Origin of the sequence: Paenibacillus cellulosilyticus (genome assembly GCF_003182255.1) — a bacterium.
In the GTDB taxonomy this organism is placed as follows: Bacteria; Bacillota; Bacilli; order Paenibacillales; family Paenibacillaceae; genus Paenibacillus_T; species Paenibacillus_T cellulosilyticus.
In genome coordinates this window covers 62,363-85,294 of sequence record NZ_QGTQ01000005.1, presented here as the reverse complement: position 1 = coordinate 85,294, position 22,932 = coordinate 62,363, and the positions used below count along the sequence as shown (strand labels likewise).

Sequence of the window (22,932 nt, the reverse complement as noted above, 5' to 3'; positions counted from 1 at the left end):
CTGCCGTCTAGTTACTTCCAATATACGCCAACCCCATCGCTTCCGTCGAGTCCAGACCATACGAATAGGACTCCAATTAGTCCACCCCGATATACTCCACGTCCTTCCCTGCCGTTGAATGCCAGACTACGATTTGACCGGTTGATGTCCACATGAGCAGGGCGCCAGAACCAAGTAGGGTGACTTTCTTCTCCTGCAGATCGATTAGGAGGCTCCCCACGCCAGCCACGTACACAGCATAGTAACGTTCGTCCCCATCATCCGGCTTCGGCAGTACGCGGGCGATGTAAATATCGTCCTGCTCGCCAATCTTGGATTGGAGCAGCTGGCGCGCTTTCTCCGGCAGCTTGGTGTTCTCCTCCTTGGACTGGAGCCCCTTCTTATAGTCATACAGCGCCGTTCCCCTCGCTCCGTTAACAAGAGGCACTTCAATCGTTTCGTTATCCACCCATCTGAGGGGGTAAATAAAATAGAACCCTTCGCTATGGCCCATGTAAGCTGCTTTGGCATACGTCGATACGACCTTGCCTTTGGCATCGATAATGATGAGATCGGCGTCCGGTCCGAGATGCTCGGTGTCCACAAGAAGGGCGACGTGCTTACCGTCCGGCGAAGATGCGACGCCGTAAATCGGGCGATCCGATTCATAGATCGGCTGGCTCGTTCCGTCCTTCGAACTTACTTTATAAATCGTCTGAAGCCCTTTCGCCGCGTAAAAACGATCATGCTCGTCCGGGTACGAGTAGAGCGTATTAACGCCGTACTCACTTCCGTACTTCTCTTGCTCGTTCAGCCACGCTCGAACGGTGACGTCCTCAATTTCCCCTTGCTCAGGCCGAACCCGATACACGGTTCTGTCCTCGTTATAGATCAGCAGCTCCCTCTCGCGTCCTGCTTCATCGCGCGACGGCTCAATGAGTCTCGCCGAGTCCAAACCATGCTCATGTCTGACCGCGCCCGTCGTATCCAACCATCGGAGCCCGCTCCATGCAACACCCTGCCGGATCGTAACGGCATTATTGCCATCTGACGAATGCGTCAAGAATTGCCGTCCATCCTTCGTCTTTGCCCCCGCCAAGTTAAACTGAACGACGGCCCTCTGAGGCAGATCGGGGAAACGAATCACGATCCGACGTGGATCCGTTACACTTATCGCATAGTCCACCGTCGTATTGGCCTGATCAGCAGCGACCATCAAGGTAGCTTCGATCGCATCCTTTATCGACTGCTCATCCATTTCGCGATTAGCAACGACTGTAACACTATCGTTGTCCTCATCGACGGTAGCCAGCATACCCGGCCCAGCATCGTCCACTGATCCCCTCAACAGCAGCTGAATCCAAGCCGTGGGCAGCGACCAAGCCTTGGCAGTGCCTCCGTCAGGGGCCTCCTCATACAGCTTGACGCTCACATCCGCAGCGCTCGTGTTACTGAGATCATTGATGGAGAATATCCGCTTCTCCCCGCTCCCCGTTAGTATAATCTTATACAGCGCACCCGACTGTTCGGGATCCCCCACATAAGAGGACTTCGCTTCCTTCATCCCTTGAAGCAGCTCACCAATAACGGCAGCATCGCGATGTTCGTTGTACGACGTGCCATCGGGATTAAGTATCAGGATCGACTGTACGTCGACCGGCAGTGGAATCCCGATCGGTACCTCGGTAACGACATCAGCGGCCTCCTGCTTGCTGCATGCCTGTAGGATCGCCACGAGGAATACGAGAACGATGAGAATATGAATCCTCTTCATTGTGAATGGCTTTCTCCCCTCTCTTTTATACACATAATTTTACCAAAAATAGATCTGCTATCTATGACGAAGCCAACTGCTTGAATGTTACTTCGCTGCTGGATAGAACTGTCGAGGGAAAAATAAAAAACGCGTAGGCATTATGCCCCGCGTTCTTTATCGACTACTAGCTCACACCTGGACCGGGTTCACCGCAAAGAGCGAGTGGATATTGCCCTCCGGGTCGGCGAAGAAAGCGGTCGTATGCCCCCATTCCTTAACCGTCGGCCCTGTAACAGCCGCCGCACCTTGCGCAACGAATTGTTCATACAGCTCATATACGGACTCCGGCGAGTCGCATTCGAAGTTAAGCTCGACAGCCTGTCCACGGTGTGGCTGAATATAAGATTCATGACCTTGTGTATTGTCGGCCATCAAGGACCTAGAGCAGATCGCGAGCCGAACCCCTTCGTTCTTCAGTTCTACGTAGTGCTCCTCCTCTACCGCAATCTGAAACCCGATCACATCGCGATAAAATGCAGCCAGCACGGATACCTCGCTCGCCAGCAGCGTAACGCCCTCTAGTTTGACTCTCATTCCATGTTCCTCCTCTATCCCAACCTGTCCAATATTGGCAGCAGCCCGGCTCTCACGCTATGTAATCCTTTACGACTCCTCCGGCCACCCGCCCCAAATGCCCATGCAGTTGCCATTCGGATCGACGAATTGGAAGCTGTATCCGCCCCCCTCTTTGAACACCATCTCCTTGACGTCGGCGCCTTTGCCCTTCATCTCTTCATACAGCTCATGAATGTTATCTACTTGGAAAGAGAAGAATGCTTTCCGCTCTCCTCTTGAAGATACGAAATCCAAAGCCGGAACGACATCCGCCTTGATCAAGGAAAACCCCATTCCGTTCAGATTGAGACAAGCCTCCTCGTCACCCTCGTTATAAGGGAAGCAAAAACCAAGCCCGAACATACCCGTATACCAATCCACGGATTCCTGCACATCCCGCACCGGTATTTCAATCACTTGGAGATGAAACCTCGTTGCCGTCATCCAAACCCCTCCATTCCTCCTGTAATATTTTAACTATACCAGTAGACTGCAGGGTATAGATAGGGAGAGTGATCGGCTATGGGAAAAATGAAGCTGATGCTCTTCTCGTCTTAAGAGCCGGAATTACACCAAAAAGGTGACGAAATTCCCGGCTATTTGCTCAATTATTCCATTTTCTATTATTCAATCGAGGCTTCTATCGAATATAATGGGTTTATGAGCTTTTTCGACAAAATTGGCAATGGGAGGACTCGATATGACGACTGACCTCAACATCCTGGAACGCAATAACGTAAAGATTTTCGGACAAGGCTCCCGCCCCATGATATTGGCGCACGGCTTCGGCTGCGATCAGGGTATGTGGCGCCATATCGTTCCTCATTTTGAACGTGATTATCGGATTGTTCTGTTTGACTATGTCGGTTCGGGAGCTTCTCAGCTCCACCACTATAACCCGATTAAATACAACCATCTAAGCGGCTACGCTCAAGACGTGCTTGAGATTATGGATGAGCTGGACTTAAAGGATGCTGTGTTCGTCGGACATTCGGTCAGCAGTATGATCGGATTGCTAGCTGCCAACCAAGAGTCTCAGCGCTTCGGCGATTTCGTCATGATTGGGCCGTCTCCGCGTTACATTAACGACTTGCCGGACTATTATGGCGGGTTCGACCGAACGGATATCGATGAGCTGCTGAACATGATGCAGATGAATTTTTACGGCTGGGCCAGCTATCTGGCTCCGATCGTCATGAACAATACTGAGCGCAAGGAGCTGTCGGACGAGCTGGAGAAAACCTTTTGCTCCCGCGATCCGCTTATCGCGCGACAGTTTGCAGAGACGACCTTCCTGTCCGACTGCCGTGGAGAGTTGAAGCATTGCTCGATTCCAACGCTTATTCTACAGTGCTCGGACGATAGTATTGCTCCGATCGAAGTCGGTAACTATTTACACGCCCATCTGCAAGGAAGCACCCTTCGCTTAATGAATGCCAAGGGTCATTATCCGCAGCTAAGCCATCCTGAGGAAACGGCATCATTCATTCAGCAGTATTTGACCGCTCATCATTAACGGAAAGAGGACCAGATTCATGGATCAGCAACTAGATTTTGCGCCCTGCGGCTATTTCTCCATCTCGGATACCGGAATTATTCATTCTGCGAACCAGACGTTTGCCACCATGCTTGCCTATGAACGGGATGAATTGATCGGTAAACATATTGAGTCGTTCATGTCGATGACGAATAAGCTTTTCTTTCATACGTATTTCTACCCGTATATGCAGCTGTACGGACATGTGAATGAAATCTATCTATCGCTGCAATCCAGCGGCCGACTAGATGTGCCGGTGCTGCTGAACGGCGTCCGTCAGACGCGTGACGGCGAGACGTTTATGGACTGTGTCATCGTCGAGATGCGCAGACGGCTGGAGCATGAGAAAGATGTTCTAGCGACCAAGCAGCGGCTGGAGCATCTCGTCCAAGAGACGAACGAGACGAATCACAAACTGGAGCTGCTGCACCAAGAGTACGAAACGAAGCAGCGAGAGCTGATGAGCGTCAATCTGCAGTTGGAAACATTGGCATTGACGGACCCGCTGACTGGTTTGAAAAATCGGCGGTTCTTCAACGAAAGCCTGCTCTCCCATCTCTCGAAATTCCACCGCTCAGGTGAACTGTTCTCGATCGCACTTATCGATATCGATCGGTTCAAGTCGATTAACGATACATACGGCCATCCTGTCGGCGACCTCGTTCTGACGGATCTGGCAAGGCTGCTCAACACTTCTTCCCGCGAGACGGACGTCACCGCCCGCTTCGGCGGTGAGGAATTCGTTATTCTGCTTGCTGGCGCTGACGAGAGCCAAGCTGTCCACGTTGCTGAACGGCTGCGCGCGGCGATTGAAGCGGCAACCCTAGGCAATCTGAACATCACGGCAAGCATCGGTGTCGCAACGATTACACTTGAGGATACGGACGATAGGCTGATTAACAAAGCCGATCAAGCGCTGTACGAGTCGAAAGCCAGCGGCCGCAATCGGGTGACGCATGCGATGGATTTGAAAGCCGCCGAGTAACGCCAACACGAAAGGCCATCCGACAAAGGATGGCCTTCTTCTTACCCCTACACTCGTTCAGCCGTCCGCGGCATAATGACGATCCCATTCGCCTTCCGAACCTTCAGAATGTGGATGAGATGCTGCTGGAGCGATGCTTGGCATGTGACCTCAATGATGACTTCGGTTTTGTAGCTTGCAGTGAATTTAATATTCCCTTTTCTGAGCAGTAACTCGATAGCCAGGCCTAGGAAGAATCCCCCTACCATCCCGATTAGCCCCCAAATGATGGGCCCCCAATGCCACACGAATCCATAGATCGTTCCGAGCACGGAGAAGATCGCTGCACACATCATCGCTCCGTCCAGCATGCTCCTGCCATCGACCCGATGGATGGAATCAATGACATGCGTATTTGCCTCGAGGTTCTCCACAGGAAGTGCAACGATCTGCTGAGGCGGTACGCCCAGCTTCTCCAGATCATGAATAGCCATCTCTACGAAGGGCGAATGTTCGAACGTCGCAATAATTTGCACGGTATCCGTTCCATTGTCGACGGGATATTGTTGTGCCAACTTGTCAGCCCTCACTCTAAGGAATCGTATTTGCTCAATATCAAACAAGGTGTTATTCTCCGTGACCGATACATAAGCCTGATAAATCGCAAATGAATAGATCGAGGGAAGGAATAGAAACCACTGCCAGTCCACAACAGCAGCCGCGCGGTCGAAATCGCCGAGGAAAGAGTACAGCCCTGACCGAACGGCAACAGCCTTATGACATACAAATATCCACCAAGCCAAAATAAATGTGCCGACGATCGTACTGCTGCTGTAGAGCTGCCCTAAGCCAGGCGTTAAGGTGGACCAGACCGCTCCTACCCAAGGATGCTTCTTATCAAGCGTAACGACATCAAAGAAACTAACTTCGGAAGGAGCGACTGGCGCATCTTCAATTTCGGCAAGCATATGACTTTTATTGATTTCAACCGTACAACGATAACTATCCCATATGCTATACACATAAACGCATAAGTACAATAGCGCCCAACCCTCATTGAGAACGGCCTTCGCCTCATCGAAACGCCCCAGGAAGGATAAGGCAATCGCCATATTGATATGAGCATTGTTGTTTACAACAAGCTCCCATATTATGAGTACAAAGCCATATAAGTACTTGCCGATATACATATGACCGAATCCCGGGAAGGAAGCTGCCCACCAAGCTGCGACCCAAGGTGTACGAGGATACAACGAGTTGATGCCGAATACAGATATTTTCCCTTTGGAATAGCGGGGGGCTATGCTGGCTGACTGGAATCTCTGGTGAGGCATGTATCATCTTCTCCCGTATGTTCATGTCTATTGCGGCGTCTTCAGGCAGTACGGGCGGGCTGCCCTGTAACGATGGAGCGAGCGAGTTAACACCCATAATTTGATCAAATTTACATTTTGTTATGCAATATCATATTCGCAAATCGAGGCCCTCGAATAAAACCCGACTTGTAATACAAGCTCTCAACGGAATTACCCCACGTCGTATCCCGTACCCATCCATTTAACACGCCTACATTTTTACCAAATAACAGAAACTTTCGGAGGCTTCTTCCGTAATACCTTTGACGATGATTTTAAGGAGGTATTATGAGAAAGAGAAGATTGTTTCTACTGTTGCTGATCGTATCCTTGATGCTGTCCATGCTGACACCAGTTGGTGCAGCGGCAGCCGCCGATTCGGGTAAGGAGCCTCTGGCTTATACGGACACCGTGAAGACCGCAGCCGAGAAAGCAACGCTCCTTACCAAGCAATATGGCACAACTAGCGTCCAGTACGCACTCATTGATCAAGGGAAGATCGTCGTCTCAGGTCAGGCTGGCAAGAACGATGCTGCTGGGAAGAAGCCATTAACGGCGGATACCATGTACGGCATCGGCTCTACGAGCAAAATGTTCACGACAGCCGCCGTTATGCAGCTGGTCGATGCAGGCAGGATTGATCTAGACCAACCCGTCGTTCAGTACATTTCCGACTTCACAATGAAAGACGAGCGCTACAAGCAAATCACGCCTCGCATGCTGCTCAACCATTCCGCCGGCTTCGCTGGTTCATCGCTCCAGAACGCATTCTTATTGTCTGACAACGATACATACGCACATGACACGTTTCTCAAGCAGTTGTCGACACAAGTACTGAAAGCCGATCCAGGCGCTTTCTCGGTCTATTGCAATGACTGCTTCTCTTTAGCAGAAATTCTGGTTGAGAGAGTCAGCGGCAGCGGCTTTACGGACTATATCCATCAGCATTTTACAGAGCCGCTAGGAATGACGAACACAGGGACGCCGCAAGACAATCTAGACGAATCTCAGATGGCTGCACTTTATGTTCCTTCTTACAGGCAGCAGCTGCCGAACGAGACAGTTAACGCCATTGGTACGGGCGGTATCTACTCCACCGCAGATGATCTCGCACGATTCTCGCAAATTTTCACCGGCCAAGCTGCGGACATCCTATCCGCCGACGCCGTGAAAGCAATGGCGAATGCCGAGTATAGGAACGGCCTCTGGCCAGCCGAGGCCGATAACTCCATTGGCTATGGCCTTGGCTGGGATAGTGTCGATCTGTTCCCGTTCAATGATTATGGCATTCAAGCGTTGGCCAAGGGCGGCGATACCGTGCTGTACCACGCTTCGCTCATCGTGCTCCCTGAGCAGAACATGGCGGCAGCCGTTCTATCGTCTGGTGGTTCAAGCTCGTTTAATCAGCTGCTGGCTGCCCAGATTCTGCTCCAAGCGCTGAAGGAGCAAGGGACAATCGACGCTATTAAGCCGGACAAATCATACGGAGCACCTGTTACAGCGGATATGCCTAAAGAGCTTCTCGACGCAGCCGGCCATTATGGTTCTTCGACTCAGCTGCTTACAGTAGGCGTCACGGCGGACGGTCAATTGTCGCTGACGACACCGATGGACCCTAGCTATCCAGCCGAGAAGTACACGTATTCATCCGATGGTTCATTCATTAATGCGAATGGAAGCGCGAAAATCAACCTCGTGAAGGAGAGCAACGGCCGTACGTACTTATGGGTTCGCCAATATGCGCAGGTGCCAGGACTCGGCCAATTGGCAATATCCGAATATGCAGCCGAGAAGCTCCCGACCAACGAGGTTTCAGAAGAAACACTGGCCGCGTGGAACGAACGGGATGGCAAACGCTACTACATCGTCAACGAGAAATATACATCGATTGCCTTCCTAGCTTCCCCTTCCGCGCAGGTGCTGCTATTCGATGATGTACCTGGCTACGTCTTAAGTCAGCGAATGACGGGTCCGAACACGTCCGTGTCCGATCTGCAAATTCCTGCTTCAGGCGGCAGAGACAATGGTCCCGTCCAGTTCTTCAAACAGGATGGCGTCGAGTATCTGCTGACCGGAAGCAATCTGTATATCAGCCAGGATGCCTTGAAGCCGATCTATTCGGGCAAACACGCCCGCGTCACGATTCCGACAAACGGCAATTCCAAATGGTACACCATTCCCGACAAAGCCGCGGGTAAGACCATGAGCGTGAAGCTCCCATCCGCCGGATCGTATGCTGTCTATGACGAGAATGGCAGCCTCGTGACATTCAGCGTCATTCATGCCGACGATTCGATCGTGCTGCCGAAGAACGGTACGATCGTGTTCACAGGCGCGGCTGGAGCTAAGTTCGACTTAACGTTAAGCTAGTAATACAATCTCTCATTAAAGGGTAAAAGCTAGCATTCTCCATCCGAGAATGCTAGCTTTTTTCAATGCAACAATAGGAATATATGGTTGATTTACATGTTCAACAATCGCCAATCCCATGAAAATCATAGAAATAATTGTCGAAAAATGGTACGATTATGCGGAATATTTTAGTAGAAAGGTGATGTGTGTGGTATCCAAACGTCTTGGCATGAAGTTTATCGCACTCCTTCTTCTCGTCGTCATGCTCGTACCCATGAATGCTCTTACAACAGCAGCCGCCGCGAAGACGAGCGCCGTCAAAGTTCAGCTCACTGCCTCAACTTATAAAGTAGCTGTTGGCAGTACGCTTACGCTGCGCGCCACTACGCAGCCTAAGCTCACATTCACCTATTCGAGCGACAGCTCGAAGATCGCGATCGTCACCCAGGCGGGTGTTGTGACAGGCAAGAGCGTAGGCAAAGCCAAAATCACAGCGAAGGTCACACAAAACGGCTATTCGGGGTACGCAACAGTAACCGTAGAAGTAACGGCAGCCAAGAATACATCTGTCCCTAATACGTCCACGAATACGACTGACCCTGCCGATCTGAAGAAGGTCGTCTTCAAGGACGCCAATCTGGAGGCTGTCATTCGCGCTATTATCGCCAAGCCAACCGGTGATATTCTGGTGAAGGACGTACTCGGCATTAAATCGATCACCAACGCTCAAATCTATCAGAATTCCACAGGCCGCATTCGCGATCTGACCGGACTTGAAGCACTCCGCAACCTGACTTCGCTCGACTTGTTCAACAACTTGGTAACCGACCTCAGTCCACTCGCGAATCTGAAGCAGCTGAAGAAGCTTGATATCGGCTACAACACCGTTCGGGACCTCACACCACTGAAGAATCTGAAGCTGGAAGAGCTGCATGCCATCGAGAATTTCATCTCCGATGTAAAGCCATTAGCTGGTGTTACGACACTCAAGTCTCTCTGGATCTCCTACAACAACGTCAAAGATATTAGCGCGCTCAAAAGTTTAACCCAGCTTGAGGGATTGCAGGCTTCTAACAACCTAATATCAGATATTTCGGTCATCGGGCAGATGCCTAAGCTGAGAGCTGTCCGTTTCGAGGATAACCCGCTGCTCGACGCGGCTCCTGCACTTCGTAAGGAATCTCATGAGGAAGATCAAGTACTGAAGAATGCGGCACTTGCCGGCAAAGAGGCAAGGGATGTTATTGCACGCCTCATTAAACCGGGCATGTCCGACCTTGTGAAAGAAACCGCGATTCATGACTACCTATTGAACAAAATCACATACGATTGGCAGTATTACAGCAAAAGAATCAAGACAGGAACGGACCCCTACGGTATTTATGGTGCGCTTATTGAGGGCATCTCGGTATGCGAGGGCTACGCCAGAGCGATGAACTTGCTGGGTCAATTGGCTGGACTCGACATTATGTACATTTCCGGCACCTCACTCGGGGGAGTTGGACATGCTTGGAACCTAGTCAAGATCAACGGCTCCTATGCGCATGTGGATGTAACCTGGGATGACGGCAATCCGTGGCAGCAGGATCAGAACAACGTATATAAACGCGCACACTTCAATCTCTCGCAAAATCAACGACTGAATGAAATTTATTGGGATACGGACCGTTATCCCGAAGCGTTCAGTGATGCAGTCGCTCCGTCATCGAACGACTATCCTATCAAAGTATCCTTCAACTCCGAAATTCCGGTTACACGGGATACGATCGTATGGGCAATCCTCAGCCTTCAATGGAAAGAAGGGGAGTATACCGCTTACAGTGACGTAAAGACGAAGCTTATTTTCCGAGGGAATACGAAAACCGTAGAAGGTGAACTAATCGTTCCCGCCGACGTCCCTCTCGCATCGGGCAACGTCGACTACGTATTCAAATACGAGCTGTACTCGATAGGCGACAGCGGTCATATAGGCTTCGGCCAGATGAAAGATCCATTCCTCTTCAACGGGAATGGCATTCGCGGCTCCGTCCTTAGAGGCACGATGACGAATCTGAATGAGACGCTTAAGCTGACGCTGCTGAAGGTCGGCAGCCAAGGAACGTCCTACAGCCAGACCGAATCGGCAGGAATGGCAGATAGTTTGCAGGCGAACTGGTTCGAGACGTATGTGAGCCAATCATTCCCGCAGCCAGACGGCTCGGTCTATAACCTGTATTCCATTCACAACGTCAGCTCGTTCACCCTGCCAGCGTATAGCGCAATCTATGTGACGGCAGGAAGCAACGTCCAGAAGTTTGAGGATCAGTATTATAACTACAACTTCGGTGGCAAGATCCTCATCGCCAACCACACGGACAAGCCGAAGACGGTCAAAGCCAAAGATATCGGGTTCTCCCTGGAGGGCATGTATACGGACAGCGGGGGAACGATCACTTATCCTGACGGCACAAGCTTCACGGAGAAGTCGACAGGGCCTTACATTCGATTCATCGCCTTCGATGGGGACTTCGATGAGGCCGTGCCGTTGGATGAAATCATCAGAGCGAACAAGCACCGCTTCGTGGGCGAGTGGTTAACGGTTAGCCCGAAATAAGGACAGTTAGTATGGTGTTTAATAGGACCAAGAGCCTTGCATGTCACGACATGCAAGGCTCTTTTTTTGTCATTTCGCCATAAGATTCTTATACGCATGACCCTCTGTTTATTATATATCAAACCGTTTGGAAACGTTTTATAATTCAGTTTGCAATAGAAAATATTGGACGACTAAATGAAATACCGGGGGGATTATACATGAGAAAAATCGGATTTGTTGGCGTAAATATTGCACTCGCGACCATGCTTATCGTGTCCGGCTGCGGTTCGGACACAAGCAATTCGGCTTCATCCACAACAGGAACGACGGATACGGCCGATACGAATGCGAATACGAGCGAGGACAACGGCGGGCTGAAGTGGGATGCGTCCACTAACGAATACGAGATGGAGCCCGAAATTGCTTCAGGCGAGCAAGCCCTGAAAATCTGGGTGGAATACGAGGATTATGGCAAAGCACTTGTAGAAGCGTTCAAAGTCAAATACCCGCAAGTGAAAGTCGAGTATGAAATCGTCGCAAAGGTAGAGAGCGTGGAGCGCATGGCGCTTGACGGCGAAGCAGGCAAAGGCGCGGATGTGTTCACGGCGAACTACGACAAGCTGGCCCAAGCGATCGACAACGCGACCGCTGCACCACTCGGCAACTATGGGGACACGTTGAAGGAACGGGTGCCGGACACGTTCGTCGAGGTGGCGAGCAAAGATGGCCAACTGTACGGAGTACCGATTTCGACGGAATCGATCGCCCTATTCTATAACAAAACGCTGCTCAAAGAGCTGACGGGCAGCGACCAGCCGGCAACCACTTGGGAGGAAATAATCGAGCTTGCTAATAAGTATAACGACAGCAGTAAGAACCAGTGGACGATTCGTTTCCTTGCCGGCCAGCTCTACTATGCTTATCCGGTATTGTCCTCGATGGGCTGGCATCTGTATGAAGACAAAGACTTGGATAAACCGAACTTTAGCTCGGAATCGCTGACGAAAGGGCTTGAATACTACAAGTCGCTCCGCAGCGTCTGGAATGTAAACTCCGCCGACGCAACATGGGACTCGATCGAGAGCGAATTCGTCAAAGGCAAAACGCCCTATGTCATTACGGGACCTTGGGTATTCAAGGACTTCGATGCAGCCGCTGCCGACAACAAGTTCGAATACGGTGTAACGACGCTGCCTAAGGCTGCTTCTGGCGATGTGGCTGGCTCTCTGACGGGCATTTCCGTTGCGGTCGTATCCGGTTATTCCAAATATCCCGCTGCTGCTCGTGTGTTCGCGAACTTCATGGCATCCGATGAGGGCGCCGCTGCACTGTACAAATCAATAGGAGCGATCCCCGCACTCAAATCGGATCATATTCAAAATGTTGAAGGCATTAACGGCAACGAGCATATTAAAGGCATCATCGCCCAATCGGAAAATGCTGATCTGACGCCGCAAATCCCGGACTACCTCTACACGGCCGGCAATTCGCTCATCGTTAACGTATGGGACAATCTGATGGCGGTCGGAGACGCGCAGCAGAAGGCTGACAAAGAATACGCCGACCTGAAGTCATTGGGCAAGTAAACGAATATGACAGCCTTGCATACTAAACAAACGCCGGCCTGGGCAGCCGGCTTGCTATCCGCAATCGTCTGGGGGGCCGGTCAGACGCTGAATCGGCAGTACTTGAAGGGCCTCCTCTTCTTTCTTATCGGTGCCGGAGCGTTCGCGATCGAAATCGCAACCGGCCGCTATACCGACATGGCCGGCGGGTTTCGTTTCCGAGAGAACGGCGGCTTTTTCCTGAAAGGATTATGGGGACTGTTCACGCTGGGCACCCAGCCTAGAACAATGGGGTTGACCGGCCTAACGGCCGGCGACCATTCCATCGTATTGATGGCCAACGGAATCATTGCATTGTTCATCCTTCTCTTGTTCCTATTCTTTTACATCTGGAACATTAGAGACGCGGCCAAGGCAAGAAGCCAGCTCAACGAAACAGGCATGCTGCATAGCTCGCTGCAAGAGATCAAGAAGCTGTGGGAGTCGATGTATGCCTACATTATTCTCTCCCCAGCGGCCTTGCTAACCTTGTTTATTTGTGTGCTGCCCATCGTATTCGGGGTTCTAATTGCTTTCACCGATTACAGCCGCAGCAACCTCCCCCCTACCAAGCTTGTCCATTGGGTAGGGCTTAACAATTTCGTCACCGTAACCGAAGTGTTCTCGTGGATGCACACCTTTCTGGGCGTGCTGCTGTGGACCTTCGTCTGGGCGATCCTTGCGACAATTACGACTTACTTCTTCGGTTTCTTCCAGGCCGTGCTGTTGAACAGCTCCATTGTGAGATTCAAGAAGCTGTGGCGCAGCATTTATATTTTGCCTTGGGCCGTTCCGGCGATGATCTCGGCACTGGTATTCAAGTCGATGTTCAATGGCCAGTTCGGGCCGATCAGTCAGTTCCTGCTCGATATGGGACTCACCTCAGAGCGGATTTACTGGTTCACCGACCCGAGCAACACGAATCTCGCTAGAATTCTAGCGCTGCTCATTAATCTGTGGTTAGGCTTCCCGTACTTTATGGCGCTAATCGGGGGCACGCTCACGACAGTATCGGAGAGCTATTATGAAGCTGCACGGATGGACGGCGCCAACGCAGGCCAGATGTTCTGGAAGATTACGTTCCCGATCGTATACAAAGCAACCGCGCCGCTGTTAATGCTTTCTTTCGTAAGCAATTTCAACAACTTCGGTGTCATCTACTTCCTGACCGAAGGCGGGCCGGCGAACCCAGATTACAACTTCGCGGGGAACACCGATCTGCTCATTACTTGGCTGTATAAGCTGACGCTCGACAACCGGCTATACAACATGGGAGCGGTGATGTCGATTATCGTCTTCTTGATCGTGGCGAGCTTCTCGCTCATTAATCTTCGTAAATCCAAATCGTTTGAGGAGCTTTGAGTATGAAGCGAAAGCGAACCAACCTTACGAGAATATTGACTGCGTCGCTCATCTACCTGGAGCTCATCGTTGTGGCCGTTATCGTCATTTATCCGCTGATCTGGATCGTTGGCTCCTCCTTCGGCAGCTCCAAGGGGCTGGCCAATGCATCGGCTATACCGGACCATGCTACGCTGCGCAATTATATCGACCTATTCCGCAATACGGACTTCCCGGTCTGGTATATGAACACGTTGAAGGTAGCCGCGGCCAACATGTTCTTCGGCGTGCTTCTATCCACGCTTGGCGCGTACGCGTTCTCGCGTTTCAAGTTCAAGGGGAAGAAAGCGAGTCTGCTGTCTATTCTCATTCTGCAAATGTTCCCGGCATTCCTGACGGCAATCGCCGTCTACATGCTGTTCCTGAACTTCGGTCTGCTCGACAGCCTGACCGGTCTAGTCTTCGTAGGCGTTGCTGCACAGCTGCCTTATAACATATGGCTGTTGAAAGGGTATCTCGACAACATCTCGACGAGCTTCGATGAAGCCGCATTAATTGACGGAGCGTCGCGAACGCAAATTTTCGTCCGCATCATCGTGCCGCTTGCGACGCCGATGCTCACTTTTGTGGCTGTGCTGCAATTTGCTGCACCGTGGATGGACTTTATTTTGCCAAGGCTGCTTATATCCAGTGAAGAGAAGAAAACCGTTGCGATCGGCCTCTATTCGATGATCAGCGACCAGACGAAGAACGAATTTACACTGTTCGCTGCGGGGTCCGTACTTATTGCAATCCCGATTGCCGTGCTGTATATCGTGCTGCAGAAGTATTTGATCAATGGTCTGACCGCTGGCGGAGATAAAGGATAGGCATGACTTAAGTGATAAGGAGAAAGAGATGAACCGGATTTATTATAAAGGCGCAGATGTTTCCATGCTGAAGGAAGTAGAAACGCTCGGCGGGAAGTTTATGCTCGACGATGAACAGAAGGATCTGTTTGAGATCCTGCGTATCAATGGCTTTAATGTGGTCCGCCTTCGGCTATGGGTGAACCCTTATGATGAGGAAGGGCAGCCGTACATGGGTGGTACGAACGACCTCGAGACAACGATCGAGTTGGCGAAAAGAGCGAAGCTGCAAGGGCTGCAGTTTATGCTGAATATTCACTACAGCGATTTCTGGGCCGACCCGAAGAAGCAGAGCAAGCCGAAGGCTTGGCAATCGTTGTCCTTCGAGCAGCTGGAGGAGCAAGTGTACCGTTATACGAAGGAAGTGCTGAACGTATGCCGGGCTTGCGACGTGCTGCCGGATCTCGTACAGGTCGGGAATGAAACGACGAACGGCATGCTGTGGCCGGAAGGACGAACGCCGAAGTATCATTTTGAAGAGAAAAGGTTCGAACCTTCGGAAGAAGACGAATGGAAGGCTTCATTCGACCGATTGGCGGCGCTGCTGCGTGCGGGAACTCGTGCGGTGAGAGAAGTAGGACCGATGCAAATCATTCTACATCTGGATGCTGGCGGCTCCAATGTGCTGTACCGGACTTGGTTCGATGAAATGCAGGCGCGCGGCGTCGATTACGACATCATCGGCTTGTCCTATTATCCGATTTGGCACGGCACGCTGGAGGAGCTGCGGTTCAATCTCAATGATATTAGCGCACGTTACGGCAAAGAGGTGCTCGTTGTTGAGACGGCATACGGCTACACTGCGGATAGCCCTTCCGGCGCGGATATTTTCACAGAAGATCTGGCTAAGGCTGGCGGTTATTCGCCTACTGTCGAGGGTCAAGCACAGTTTCTGCACGACTTGATGACGACGGTTCGTGAGGTCCCGAACGGCCGTGGCCGCGGAATCGTGTACTGGGAACCGGCGTGGCTGCCGGTGAACGGCACGACCTGGGCAAGCCCGGAGGGAATGAAATACGGCAACGACGTCGCATCGACGGGCAATCATTGGTCCAATCAAGCGTTGTTCGACTTCACGGGCAAGGCGCTCGCTTCTCTCCGTGTTTTTCAACAGTTTTGACGCTGTAGCTCCACCTTTTAAGAGTACGCTGTCGCTCCTTGCGTTTCGACAGGGTGCTCTTTTTTACATTTTTCAGCATTTCTTCAGTTTATCCAGCAAGAAACGGGAGGATAGATGTCGAACAAGAACAAACATAGGCTTTCGCACACTGTTGAGGTGAGATCATGTTGAAATGGGATGACGAAAACATTAGATGTGTGTTCAACTCCGTGGAGCGGACGCTGCCTTTATATATTGAAACGATTGGGTACAGCGCTTGGGAGCGAATATTCGTCCGGCCGGATGGATACCCGTGCTATCATTGGCTCCATACGCTTGAGGGTGAAGGAAGCTTCGAAATGGCGCAGGAGCGCTTCTCGCTGACCGCGGGCAAGGGCGTATTGCTGACCCCGTTCACGCCCCATTCGTATTATCCGGTATCGGACCGTTGGTCGACGGTCTACATTACGTTCGGAGGCACGGCTGCTGGTGCGATATTGGATGCGCTAGACATGAACACTTCTGCGAAGTATACCGAGGTATCGGAGCAGCTTTCTTTCTCGAATGTGATCGGAGAGATGCTCCTCAAGGCGGACCAAGATGTCGAGTTTTCCGGCTTGGAGTCTTCTACTGAGCTATATCACTTTCTCATGCTTCTTCGCAAGTACAGCATGCGGGGCGATCAACCTTCGCTGTCGCAATATTACGAGAAGCTTCGCCCCGTTGTACAGTGGATGGAGAATAATTGCTCTGCGAATGTCGGGCTGCCCGAAATCGTGGATCAGGCTCATATGAGCGTCTCCTACTTGAACGAGCTGTTCCGAGACGCCTTCGGGATGAGTCCGTACTCTTATCTCATCCAGCTGCGTATCCGGAAAGCGAAAAAAATTATGGTCACCAATCCCGGCATGGCGCTGAAAGAAGTGTCTATTCTGGCCGGCTTCAACGATGTGAGTCACTTCGTCGCGACGTTCCGGAAGAAGGAAGGGATGACGCCCGCGAAGTATCGTGAGCTGCATCTTTCTGCGCCTTTGGAGTAGTCGGATTGTATGACAAATAGGGCCACCGCTTTGCGGCAGCCCTGTTCAGCATCAGCCCGACACGGACGGATCATTCGAATTATTCTTATTGTCGACTCCAAGGCGTGCCTAGAAACGGAAGTGCCTATCGATCAAGCACATACCAGCCTGTAACGTCCTTCCCGTCGGCAGCCTTGCCGAGCGCGCCATTCACGAAACCATTCGTAAATTGACGATGGTATTATGATTTCGTAGGATGAGCTGCTGCTGCGAGCTTCATCATCTCAACGAGCGCCACCGTACAATCTGCTCGATTCACTTCAAGATCCCGCTCGTACCCTTCCCAGATCAGGCCCCAGGCTCGTGCCTGCCGCTCGCATGCCTCCACATTGAGATGCTGACGATTGCCCGCTTCATGAAGCGAACGCACGATGAAGCTCAGAAGCTCTCCACCCGTTAAGCCGTCGTCTGGCCGGAAACGGCCATTTGGCGTTGTTGCCTCATCGATAAGCTCCGCATCGATTGCACCCTGTACATTCGACGCATCGAACTCGTATTTATAGATATCGCAGTATCGGCCCTGATACACCCGCTTCGGCGGCGACTGCGCCGCCTTGAAGAATAGGAACAGGAACTGTCCACGAGGCAGATTTGCTTCCGGGTGAAAATATTTCAGACACGGGTCAAGCAGTCCCCTCGCCATTGCTTCCTTCAAACCAGCCAGCTGCTTAATCCCCACACAATCCACATACGGCAGCTCCGGCAGATCCGTCGGAAGGATCGGACGCTCTGGCTTGTCCGTTGGCGACACCTGCGTTGGCGGACGCAGCGACTCATCCGGAAGCCATGGCGCTGGATCGTAGTCGTTCATCAAGTGGCATAACGGCTCGATCTGCTGGCGTTTAATTTCCGAGGCAATAAATTGGGCCATCATGATCGCACCGTAATCATTCGTATGCGCCGCATCGTTGAAATACCCTTTGAGTTTCTCGGTTCCCATCTGACAGAAACGCTGGAAGCTGTGCTCATGCAGATCGATGACGGGCACCTTATACTCTCGACCTACCTTGCGGCACGCTTCCGCATGCTCCTCCAGCAGATCATAGTAGCTGCCATCCTCATCCTGGCTTGGAATCCGGCTAAGCGATGTCACAATAACCGGAGTCGCGCCCTTGCTTCGTACCTGCTGGATATACCATCTGAGGTTAGCTGAGTAGCCTGTATACGGCGCAAGGTATCTTCGCTTCTGATCGTTATGCCCGAATTGGAACATGAACATATCGCCAGGGCGAATGCGGCCCGTAATGATCGCCCAATGCCCGTCGTCTCGGAAACAGTTGGTCGTCATGCCGCCGTGCGCTTGATTATCAACGGCAGCACCATTGAAGTATTGCAGCATATTTTGTCCCCAAGAGCCGCCGCTAATGATCGGGTTGTAAGGATAACGCGTATCGTAGTCACCTACGATCGAATCGCCGCCCAAGAACAGTGTAGGTGCTTCCGATTGCTCAATCGTTACCTCGCTAAGACGGGCGATCTCACCTACAGCCGAAATGTAGATCGAAAGATCGCCCCTTGCCGGCTTCCCCACGACCGGAATATAGTCGCACACATGGACGTAATACCGATATTCGAAAACCCCGCCCGCCGCAATCGTAATCTCGCGTCTTACCATGTTGCGTCGTCCCGTGTAAAGGTTAAGGGAGGCGATGCCTTCATCGCCGCCGTGAATGCGAACCGTTACGGCATAAATGCCTTCCTCGGGCACGGATGCTCTGAAGCGCAGCGGCCAGCCGTTCTGGCGCAGCTCAACACCATACTTTGCATCGATAAAAGCCGGCGCAGCCTGTCCTTCTCCTGAACGCGGAAGCCATCCACCATACCCTTTGAACCGATCCGCGCTATTGTTCGCAGGGTCCGTCCATGCTAAGAATCCAAATCCCGTCTCCTCGCCATAGATGCTCGCCGCACCAACCGGAACGCTGCCCGCTTGCTCATATTGCGCTGCGAAGCTATATCGTCTACTGTACATCTCCATTCTCCTCTCTGTTCCTAACTCATTACAAAATGACGCTTACTCCCCAAGGAAGTAAGCGTCATTGCCGTCTCTTCAAATCAGTAACTTGTTGTTAAATAACTTCCAACACAGCCGTGAGCTGCGCTAGTGCCAAGCCTTGGCCCCAGCCTTGCGCCCATTTCCTATCGATGTTCAGGTAGCCCTCTATATCGTTCATGACGGCAGTTCCACCAGATACGTTCTGAACCCGTCCATTGCTTGCAATATTTGCGATTACGCCGTCCAATGCCTTCTGTACATACTTCGAATGCATCGGGTTATGCTGCGTGACCATCGCTGCGCAGATACCGGCTGTCGCCGATACCTCACCGTACGCGTCCGGATAATCAAGCACTGTACCCCACAGACCGTCTTCCTTCTGCAGCTTCTTAATCGCTGCAAGCTGATCACGCAATGAGCTCCAGATGTGCATCATTGGCGGATAGAGATAGGCTTCCGGCAGTATTCTTGCCGCACGAGACATCGTATAAGCAGCCCATGCATTCGCACGCGCCCAATACATGCCCGACATATGATCCTTTTTAATATTATTGTAGCCGTGATACCACAGGCCCGTATGCTCGTCCTGCAGGTAGTTGATATGCCAGAAGAACTGATGCAATGCATCATCGACAAGCGGCTTCTCCTTCAGCATAATGCCTACGCGCAGCAGGAAGTATGCAGCCATAAACAGCGTGTCCGCCCATGCTTGCTCAGGGAAGTCGTTGTTCGCCGATACCGTATGCTGGAGTACGCGGTCACCGAAACGAAGTGCGTCATTGCGAAGATAATCCACCTTGCTCATGATTAGATCCAAGTACTTCTGATCGCCTGTCTGTTCGTACAGCGTGATGAGCATGTGGCCCATTGCACATGTATTCACCGTCCATACAGGCAGACCAACCTCGATATACTCGTCGACCCATTCCTTCATCCGATTGAGATAAGCCTGCTCACCCGTTACTTCGAACGCGCGGCTGACACCATAGAATGCAACGCCGCCCGGCCAGTCCCATGTGAGGTCCATACCGAACGTGTAGTCTACCACTTGATCGATCAGCTGCTTCAATTCCGTCTGAGAGGCCTTTATCTTCATGTCTTCCATTCTCCTCCAAATCCTCAAGCCCCAGCTTAATGCCGGGGCTTGAGTGTCTGTTAAATTAATTTAGATTAGCTGTATTGACCAGCGTCGATTGCTTTTTGTTTCTCGTCGAGAATTTCTTGGTAGCCTGCATCGAGGTACGTTTGCTTCGCTGCTTCATACGTTTTGTCGAAGTCTTCTGGCTTAGACAGTGCAACCTTCACGTACAGCTCTTGGAAGAGTGCGTTCAGGTCTGCTTTGTACTCGTTTACTTTCTCAAGTACAACGCTGAACATTGGGTCCGGCGTACGATATTCTGCAGTTTCGTCATAGTACTTGAACAGCTGATCTACCAGGCTTTCATAACCAACAGGTGCCCATTGACGAGCAAGAGCTTTACGAGTTGTAGCTTGATCTGCGTATTGTGCGCTTTCCGTTACAAGTGCCCAGTAGTCTTTGTTGTTGTTTTGCGACAGTGCGGACTCGCCTTTGAAGTCAGCGTTTTTCACTGCAACGCCATCAGCATCAAGCGTATAGTTCTGACCTTCTACACCGTTTTGCAGGAAGAACAGGTTGTCTGGCTGGCTCATCCACTCCAGGTACATCCACAATGCTGCGCGCTCTTCTGCTGTCGACTCATAGTTGACGCCCATGATGAAGCCGAATGGCCAGTAAGCACGGCCTTGCGGTTTAGAACCTTCTGGCACACCTGCTCCCGGAGGCAGGATTGCGAATTCAGCACCTGGGTTGTTCGCCAGCGTCGCAGAGATAACATCCGTGTTGCTTGCAAGATAAAGACCATACGTACCCGTTTTGCCTGCAACGAATTCAGCTTTAATCTTCGCATCGTCCGTACGGAGGTAGAACTCTTTGTCGATCAGACCTTTGTTGTACAGGTCATTCAGGTTGCGCAAATATTTCTCAGTAGCTGGCGTCGTCAGGTCCGCTACGCCCAGGTCGGAGTAGAGCGCATGTTCCTTGTCATCCATTGGGAAATCACGGAACGCATAGTTGAACGTGTAGTTGTTCAGTTTCAGCGACTCAGCGCCTACGCCGAGGCCAGCATCTTTCCACTTCTGAAGCATATCGTTGTACTTCTCAAGGGAAGTCAGGTCTTCGACCTTCATGCCTACCTTCTCAACCCAGTCCTTACGAATCAGTGTAGTATTATTATCAATAGCTGGACGAGCAGCGAACACGAATGCATTCTTGCCGTCTACTTTGCCGTATTGCTCGATCGTTGAACCCATGTTTTTCCAATAAGTTGGTGCATAGTTCTCGATTTCTTTGTAATCCAGATCTTGCATAACTTCTTCACTGTAATATGCAAGCGCTTGCGGCATATCGTAGTGGAAAATGAGATCCGGCGCTTTGTGCGCGGCAAGCAGCTGCTCGAAGTCTTGTACCTCATTACCGCGTGCAATTGCCGTGAATTTCACGTCGATGTTGTACTTGTCGCCGAATTCCTTCTGAATCCATTTCGTATAATAGTTGTCCGTAACATTCCAGCCTTCGAACGCACGCTCATAGACGGGGATGTTGAGTTCTACTTTTTCAGTGAAGCCCTTCGAATAGTCTGGATAAGCACTTTCATTTGTCGTCGTTTCCGTCGTTGTCGACGAGTTGTCTGTCGTTGGCGTCGTTTCTTCCGTTTTGGTGTCCGAGCCGCTATTCGAGCAGCCTGCAATAAGACCCATTACAACCAGAGAAGACAACAACATGGTGCCCAATCTCTTTTTTGCCATTGCTTATTACCCCCATCAGTCATTTTTGTGTTACTTCGTTACTCTTTTACTGCACCTAGCATAGTGCCTTGAACAAAGTACTTCTGGATGAAAGGATATATACACAAAATCGGGAGCGTTGCGAATACAACGCACGACGCTTTCAGTACCTCAGGGTTGCTGAGCGCCACCGATGATGCTTCGAGTTGGAAGCTTTCCGTCGATTGAATGACAAGATAGTAAAGCTTCAATTGGAGCGGACGCAGGTCTACATTTTGTTTGATGTAGAACAAGGAGTCCTGATAAGCATTCCAGCGTCCAGCCGCATAGAACAGCGACAATGTTGCCATAATGGGCTTGGACAGTGGGAGAACGACACTCCATAGAATACGGAAATGGTTTGCCCCATCGATCCGCGCAGCCTCTTCAAGACTGATCGGAATACCGCTCTGGAGCGAGGTCTTCATAATTAGCAAGTTGAAGGAACTGAATGCGAGCGGCAGAATGAGCGCCCACAGTGTATCCATCATGCCAAGATTGTTAATCAGCATATATTCCGGGATAATGCCCCCGCTGAAGAGCATTGGGAACAAGAAGATAAGCGTGAATAACGAGCGGCCCTTCAATTGACCACGAGACAGTGGATAAGCCGCGAAGATCGTAATGATCATACCTAGAATCGTGAATAATGCCGTAACGATAATGGAGATATACAAGGAACGAAGAATACTTTTATCTTGAAAAATTTTCTCATAAGCCCCGAAGGTGAATCCTCTCGGCCAAAGCGTTACTTTATTCGCAATAACGAATGCGTCCGCGCTGAACGACTTCGCAATAACGTGTACGAACGGCAGCAAGCAAGCCAGCGAAACGAGGATGATAACGAGGCGAATTACGACATCCCAGATGTCAAAACGCTGTTTATTGTGCATGGCAATAGTGCCAGTGGATGCTTTCATGGTGCGCC

The 22,932-nt window shown here is 51.2% G+C and carries 17 protein-coding genes; 9 read left to right on the top strand and 8 right to left on the bottom strand.

The window, feature by feature from the left end; genetic code table 11:
* Window positions 1-76: 76 nt before the first annotated feature.
* From DFQ01_RS09420 to DFQ01_RS09410, 3 genes are all read right to left on the bottom strand, one after another.
* On the bottom strand, window positions 77-1,753 hold the full coding sequence (locus tag DFQ01_RS09420) for a hypothetical protein (protein ID WP_110043642.1): 1,677 nt from the start codon (window positions 1,751-1,753) through the stop codon (window positions 77-79).
* 171 nt (window positions 1,754-1,924) lie between these two features.
* Window positions 1,925-2,329, bottom strand: coding sequence for a VOC family protein (locus DFQ01_RS09415; protein WP_110043641.1), 405 nt, complete (start codon window positions 2,327-2,329; stop codon window positions 1,925-1,927).
* A gap of 69 nt (window positions 2,330-2,398) precedes the next feature.
* Window positions 2,399-2,794, bottom strand: a complete 396-nt coding sequence (locus tag DFQ01_RS09410) for a VOC family protein (protein ID WP_110043640.1) — start codon at window positions 2,792-2,794, stop codon at window positions 2,399-2,401.
* Window positions 2,795-3,050: 256 nt separating this feature from the next.
* On the opposite strand from DFQ01_RS09410, the gene DFQ01_RS09405 reads away from it, so the two are divergent.
* Together DFQ01_RS09405 and DFQ01_RS09400 are read left to right on the top strand one after the other, a co-directional pair.
* Window positions 3,051-3,866: an alpha/beta fold hydrolase gene (locus tag DFQ01_RS09405; protein WP_110043639.1), complete on the top strand. Its 816-nt coding sequence runs from the start codon at window positions 3,051-3,053 to the stop codon at window positions 3,864-3,866.
* Window positions 3,867-3,885: 19 nt separating this feature from the next.
* Window positions 3,886-4,872 carry a sensor domain-containing diguanylate cyclase gene (locus DFQ01_RS09400; protein WP_110043638.1) on the top strand — a complete coding sequence of 329 codons (987 nt, stop codon included), beginning with the start codon at window positions 3,886-3,888 and terminating at the stop codon, window positions 4,870-4,872.
* Window positions 4,873-4,919: 47 nt separating this feature from the next.
* Here DFQ01_RS09400 and DFQ01_RS09395 read toward each other — a convergent pair whose 3' ends face one another.
* Window positions 4,920-6,185, bottom strand: a complete 1,266-nt coding sequence (locus DFQ01_RS09395) for a hypothetical protein (RefSeq protein ID WP_110043637.1) — start codon at window positions 6,183-6,185, stop codon at window positions 4,920-4,922.
* 309 nt (window positions 6,186-6,494) lie between these two features.
* Here DFQ01_RS09395 and DFQ01_RS09390 point away from each other — a divergent pair, with 309 nt between their 5' ends.
* From DFQ01_RS09390 to DFQ01_RS09360, 7 genes are all read left to right on the top strand, one after another.
* Window positions 6,495-8,576 (top strand): serine hydrolase domain-containing protein, encoded by a 2,082-nt coding sequence (locus DFQ01_RS09390; RefSeq protein WP_110043636.1) that lies wholly within the window; start codon window positions 6,495-6,497, stop codon window positions 8,574-8,576.
* A gap of 190 nt (window positions 8,577-8,766) precedes the next feature.
* Complete coding sequence (locus DFQ01_RS09385) at window positions 8,767-11,151, top strand: leucine-rich repeat domain-containing protein (protein ID WP_174812920.1); 2,385 nt, start codon at window positions 8,767-8,769, stop codon at window positions 11,149-11,151.
* 200 nt (window positions 11,152-11,351) lie between these two features.
* Complete coding sequence (locus DFQ01_RS09380; protein WP_174812919.1) at window positions 11,352-12,719, top strand: extracellular solute-binding protein; 1,368 nt, start codon at window positions 11,352-11,354, stop codon at window positions 12,717-12,719.
* Between the two features lie 6 nt (window positions 12,720-12,725).
* On the top strand, window positions 12,726-14,099 hold the full coding sequence (locus DFQ01_RS09375; protein WP_110043634.1) for a carbohydrate ABC transporter permease: 1,374 nt from the start codon (window positions 12,726-12,728) through the stop codon (window positions 14,097-14,099).
* 2 nt (window positions 14,100-14,101) lie between these two features.
* Entirely contained in the window at window positions 14,102-14,947 is an 846-nt protein-coding gene (locus DFQ01_RS09370; protein ID WP_110043633.1) for a sugar ABC transporter permease, read from the top strand.
* A gap of 28 nt (window positions 14,948-14,975) precedes the next feature.
* On the top strand, window positions 14,976-16,106 hold the full coding sequence (locus tag DFQ01_RS09365) for a glycoside hydrolase family 53 protein (protein WP_110043632.1): 1,131 nt from the start codon (window positions 14,976-14,978) through the stop codon (window positions 16,104-16,106).
* 164 nt (window positions 16,107-16,270) lie between these two features.
* Entirely contained in the window at window positions 16,271-17,125 is an 855-nt protein-coding gene (locus tag DFQ01_RS09360; RefSeq protein WP_110043631.1) for a helix-turn-helix domain-containing protein, read from the top strand.
* Between the two features lie 220 nt (window positions 17,126-17,345).
* On the opposite strand, the gene DFQ01_RS09355 is transcribed toward DFQ01_RS09360, so the two are convergent.
* From DFQ01_RS09355 to DFQ01_RS09340, 4 genes are all read right to left on the bottom strand, one after another.
* A complete protein-coding gene (locus DFQ01_RS09355; protein ID WP_174812918.1) occupies window positions 17,346-19,136 on the bottom strand; it encodes a rhamnogalacturonan acetylesterase in 1,791 nt (596 codons plus the stop codon).
* A gap of 97 nt (window positions 19,137-19,233) precedes the next feature.
* On the bottom strand, window positions 19,234-20,256 hold the full coding sequence (locus tag DFQ01_RS09350; RefSeq protein ID WP_110043629.1) for a glycoside hydrolase family 88/105 protein: 1,023 nt from the start codon (window positions 20,254-20,256) through the stop codon (window positions 19,234-19,236).
* A 74-nt stretch (window positions 20,257-20,330) separates the two neighbouring features.
* Window positions 20,331-21,986: a type 2 periplasmic-binding domain-containing protein gene (locus DFQ01_RS09345; protein WP_110043628.1), complete on the bottom strand. Its 1,656-nt coding sequence runs from the start codon at window positions 21,984-21,986 to the stop codon at window positions 20,331-20,333.
* 38 nt (window positions 21,987-22,024) lie between these two features.
* A complete protein-coding gene (locus DFQ01_RS09340; RefSeq protein ID WP_110043627.1) occupies window positions 22,025-22,924 on the bottom strand; it encodes a carbohydrate ABC transporter permease in 900 nt (299 codons plus the stop codon).
* Window positions 22,925-22,932: the final 8 nt, after the last annotated feature.

Bases quoted from the DNA above. Each gene is read 5' to 3' on its own strand.
- DFQ01_RS09420 (WP_110043642.1), bottom strand. From the start codon at position 1,753: ATGAAGAGGATTCATATTCTCATCGTTCTCGTATTCCTCGTGGCGATC.
- DFQ01_RS09415 (WP_110043641.1), bottom strand. From the start codon at position 2,329: ATGAGAGTCAAACTAGAGGGCGTTACGCTGCTGGCGAGCGAGGTATCC.
- DFQ01_RS09410 (WP_110043640.1), bottom strand. From the start codon at position 2,794: ATGACGGCAACGAGGTTTCATCTCCAAGTGATTGAAATACCGGTGCGG.
- DFQ01_RS09405 (WP_110043639.1), top strand. From the start codon at position 3,051: ATGACGACTGACCTCAACATCCTGGAACGCAATAACGTAAAGATTTTC.
- DFQ01_RS09400 (WP_110043638.1), top strand. From the start codon at position 3,886: ATGGATCAGCAACTAGATTTTGCGCCCTGCGGCTATTTCTCCATCTCG.
- DFQ01_RS09395 (WP_110043637.1), bottom strand. From the start codon at position 6,185: ATGCCTCACCAGAGATTCCAGTCAGCCAGCATAGCCCCCCGCTATTCC.
- DFQ01_RS09390 (WP_110043636.1), top strand. From the start codon at position 6,495: ATGAGAAAGAGAAGATTGTTTCTACTGTTGCTGATCGTATCCTTGATG.
- DFQ01_RS09380 (WP_174812919.1), top strand. From the start codon at position 11,352: ATGAGAAAAATCGGATTTGTTGGCGTAAATATTGCACTCGCGACCATG.
- DFQ01_RS09375 (WP_110043634.1), top strand. From the start codon at position 12,726: ATGACAGCCTTGCATACTAAACAAACGCCGGCCTGGGCAGCCGGCTTG.
- DFQ01_RS09370 (WP_110043633.1), top strand. From the start codon at position 14,102: ATGAAGCGAAAGCGAACCAACCTTACGAGAATATTGACTGCGTCGCTC.
- DFQ01_RS09365 (WP_110043632.1), top strand. From the start codon at position 14,976: ATGAACCGGATTTATTATAAAGGCGCAGATGTTTCCATGCTGAAGGAA.
- DFQ01_RS09360 (WP_110043631.1), top strand. From the start codon at position 16,271: ATGTTGAAATGGGATGACGAAAACATTAGATGTGTGTTCAACTCCGTG.
- DFQ01_RS09355 (WP_174812918.1), bottom strand. From the start codon at position 19,136: ATGTACAGTAGACGATATAGCTTCGCAGCGCAATATGAGCAAGCGGGC.
- DFQ01_RS09350 (WP_110043629.1), bottom strand. From the start codon at position 20,256: ATGAAGATAAAGGCCTCTCAGACGGAATTGAAGCAGCTGATCGATCAA.
- DFQ01_RS09345 (WP_110043628.1), bottom strand. From the start codon at position 21,986: ATGGCAAAAAAGAGATTGGGCACCATGTTGTTGTCTTCTCTGGTTGTA.
- DFQ01_RS09340 (WP_110043627.1), bottom strand. From the start codon at position 22,924: ATGAAAGCATCCACTGGCACTATTGCCATGCACAATAAACAGCGTTTT.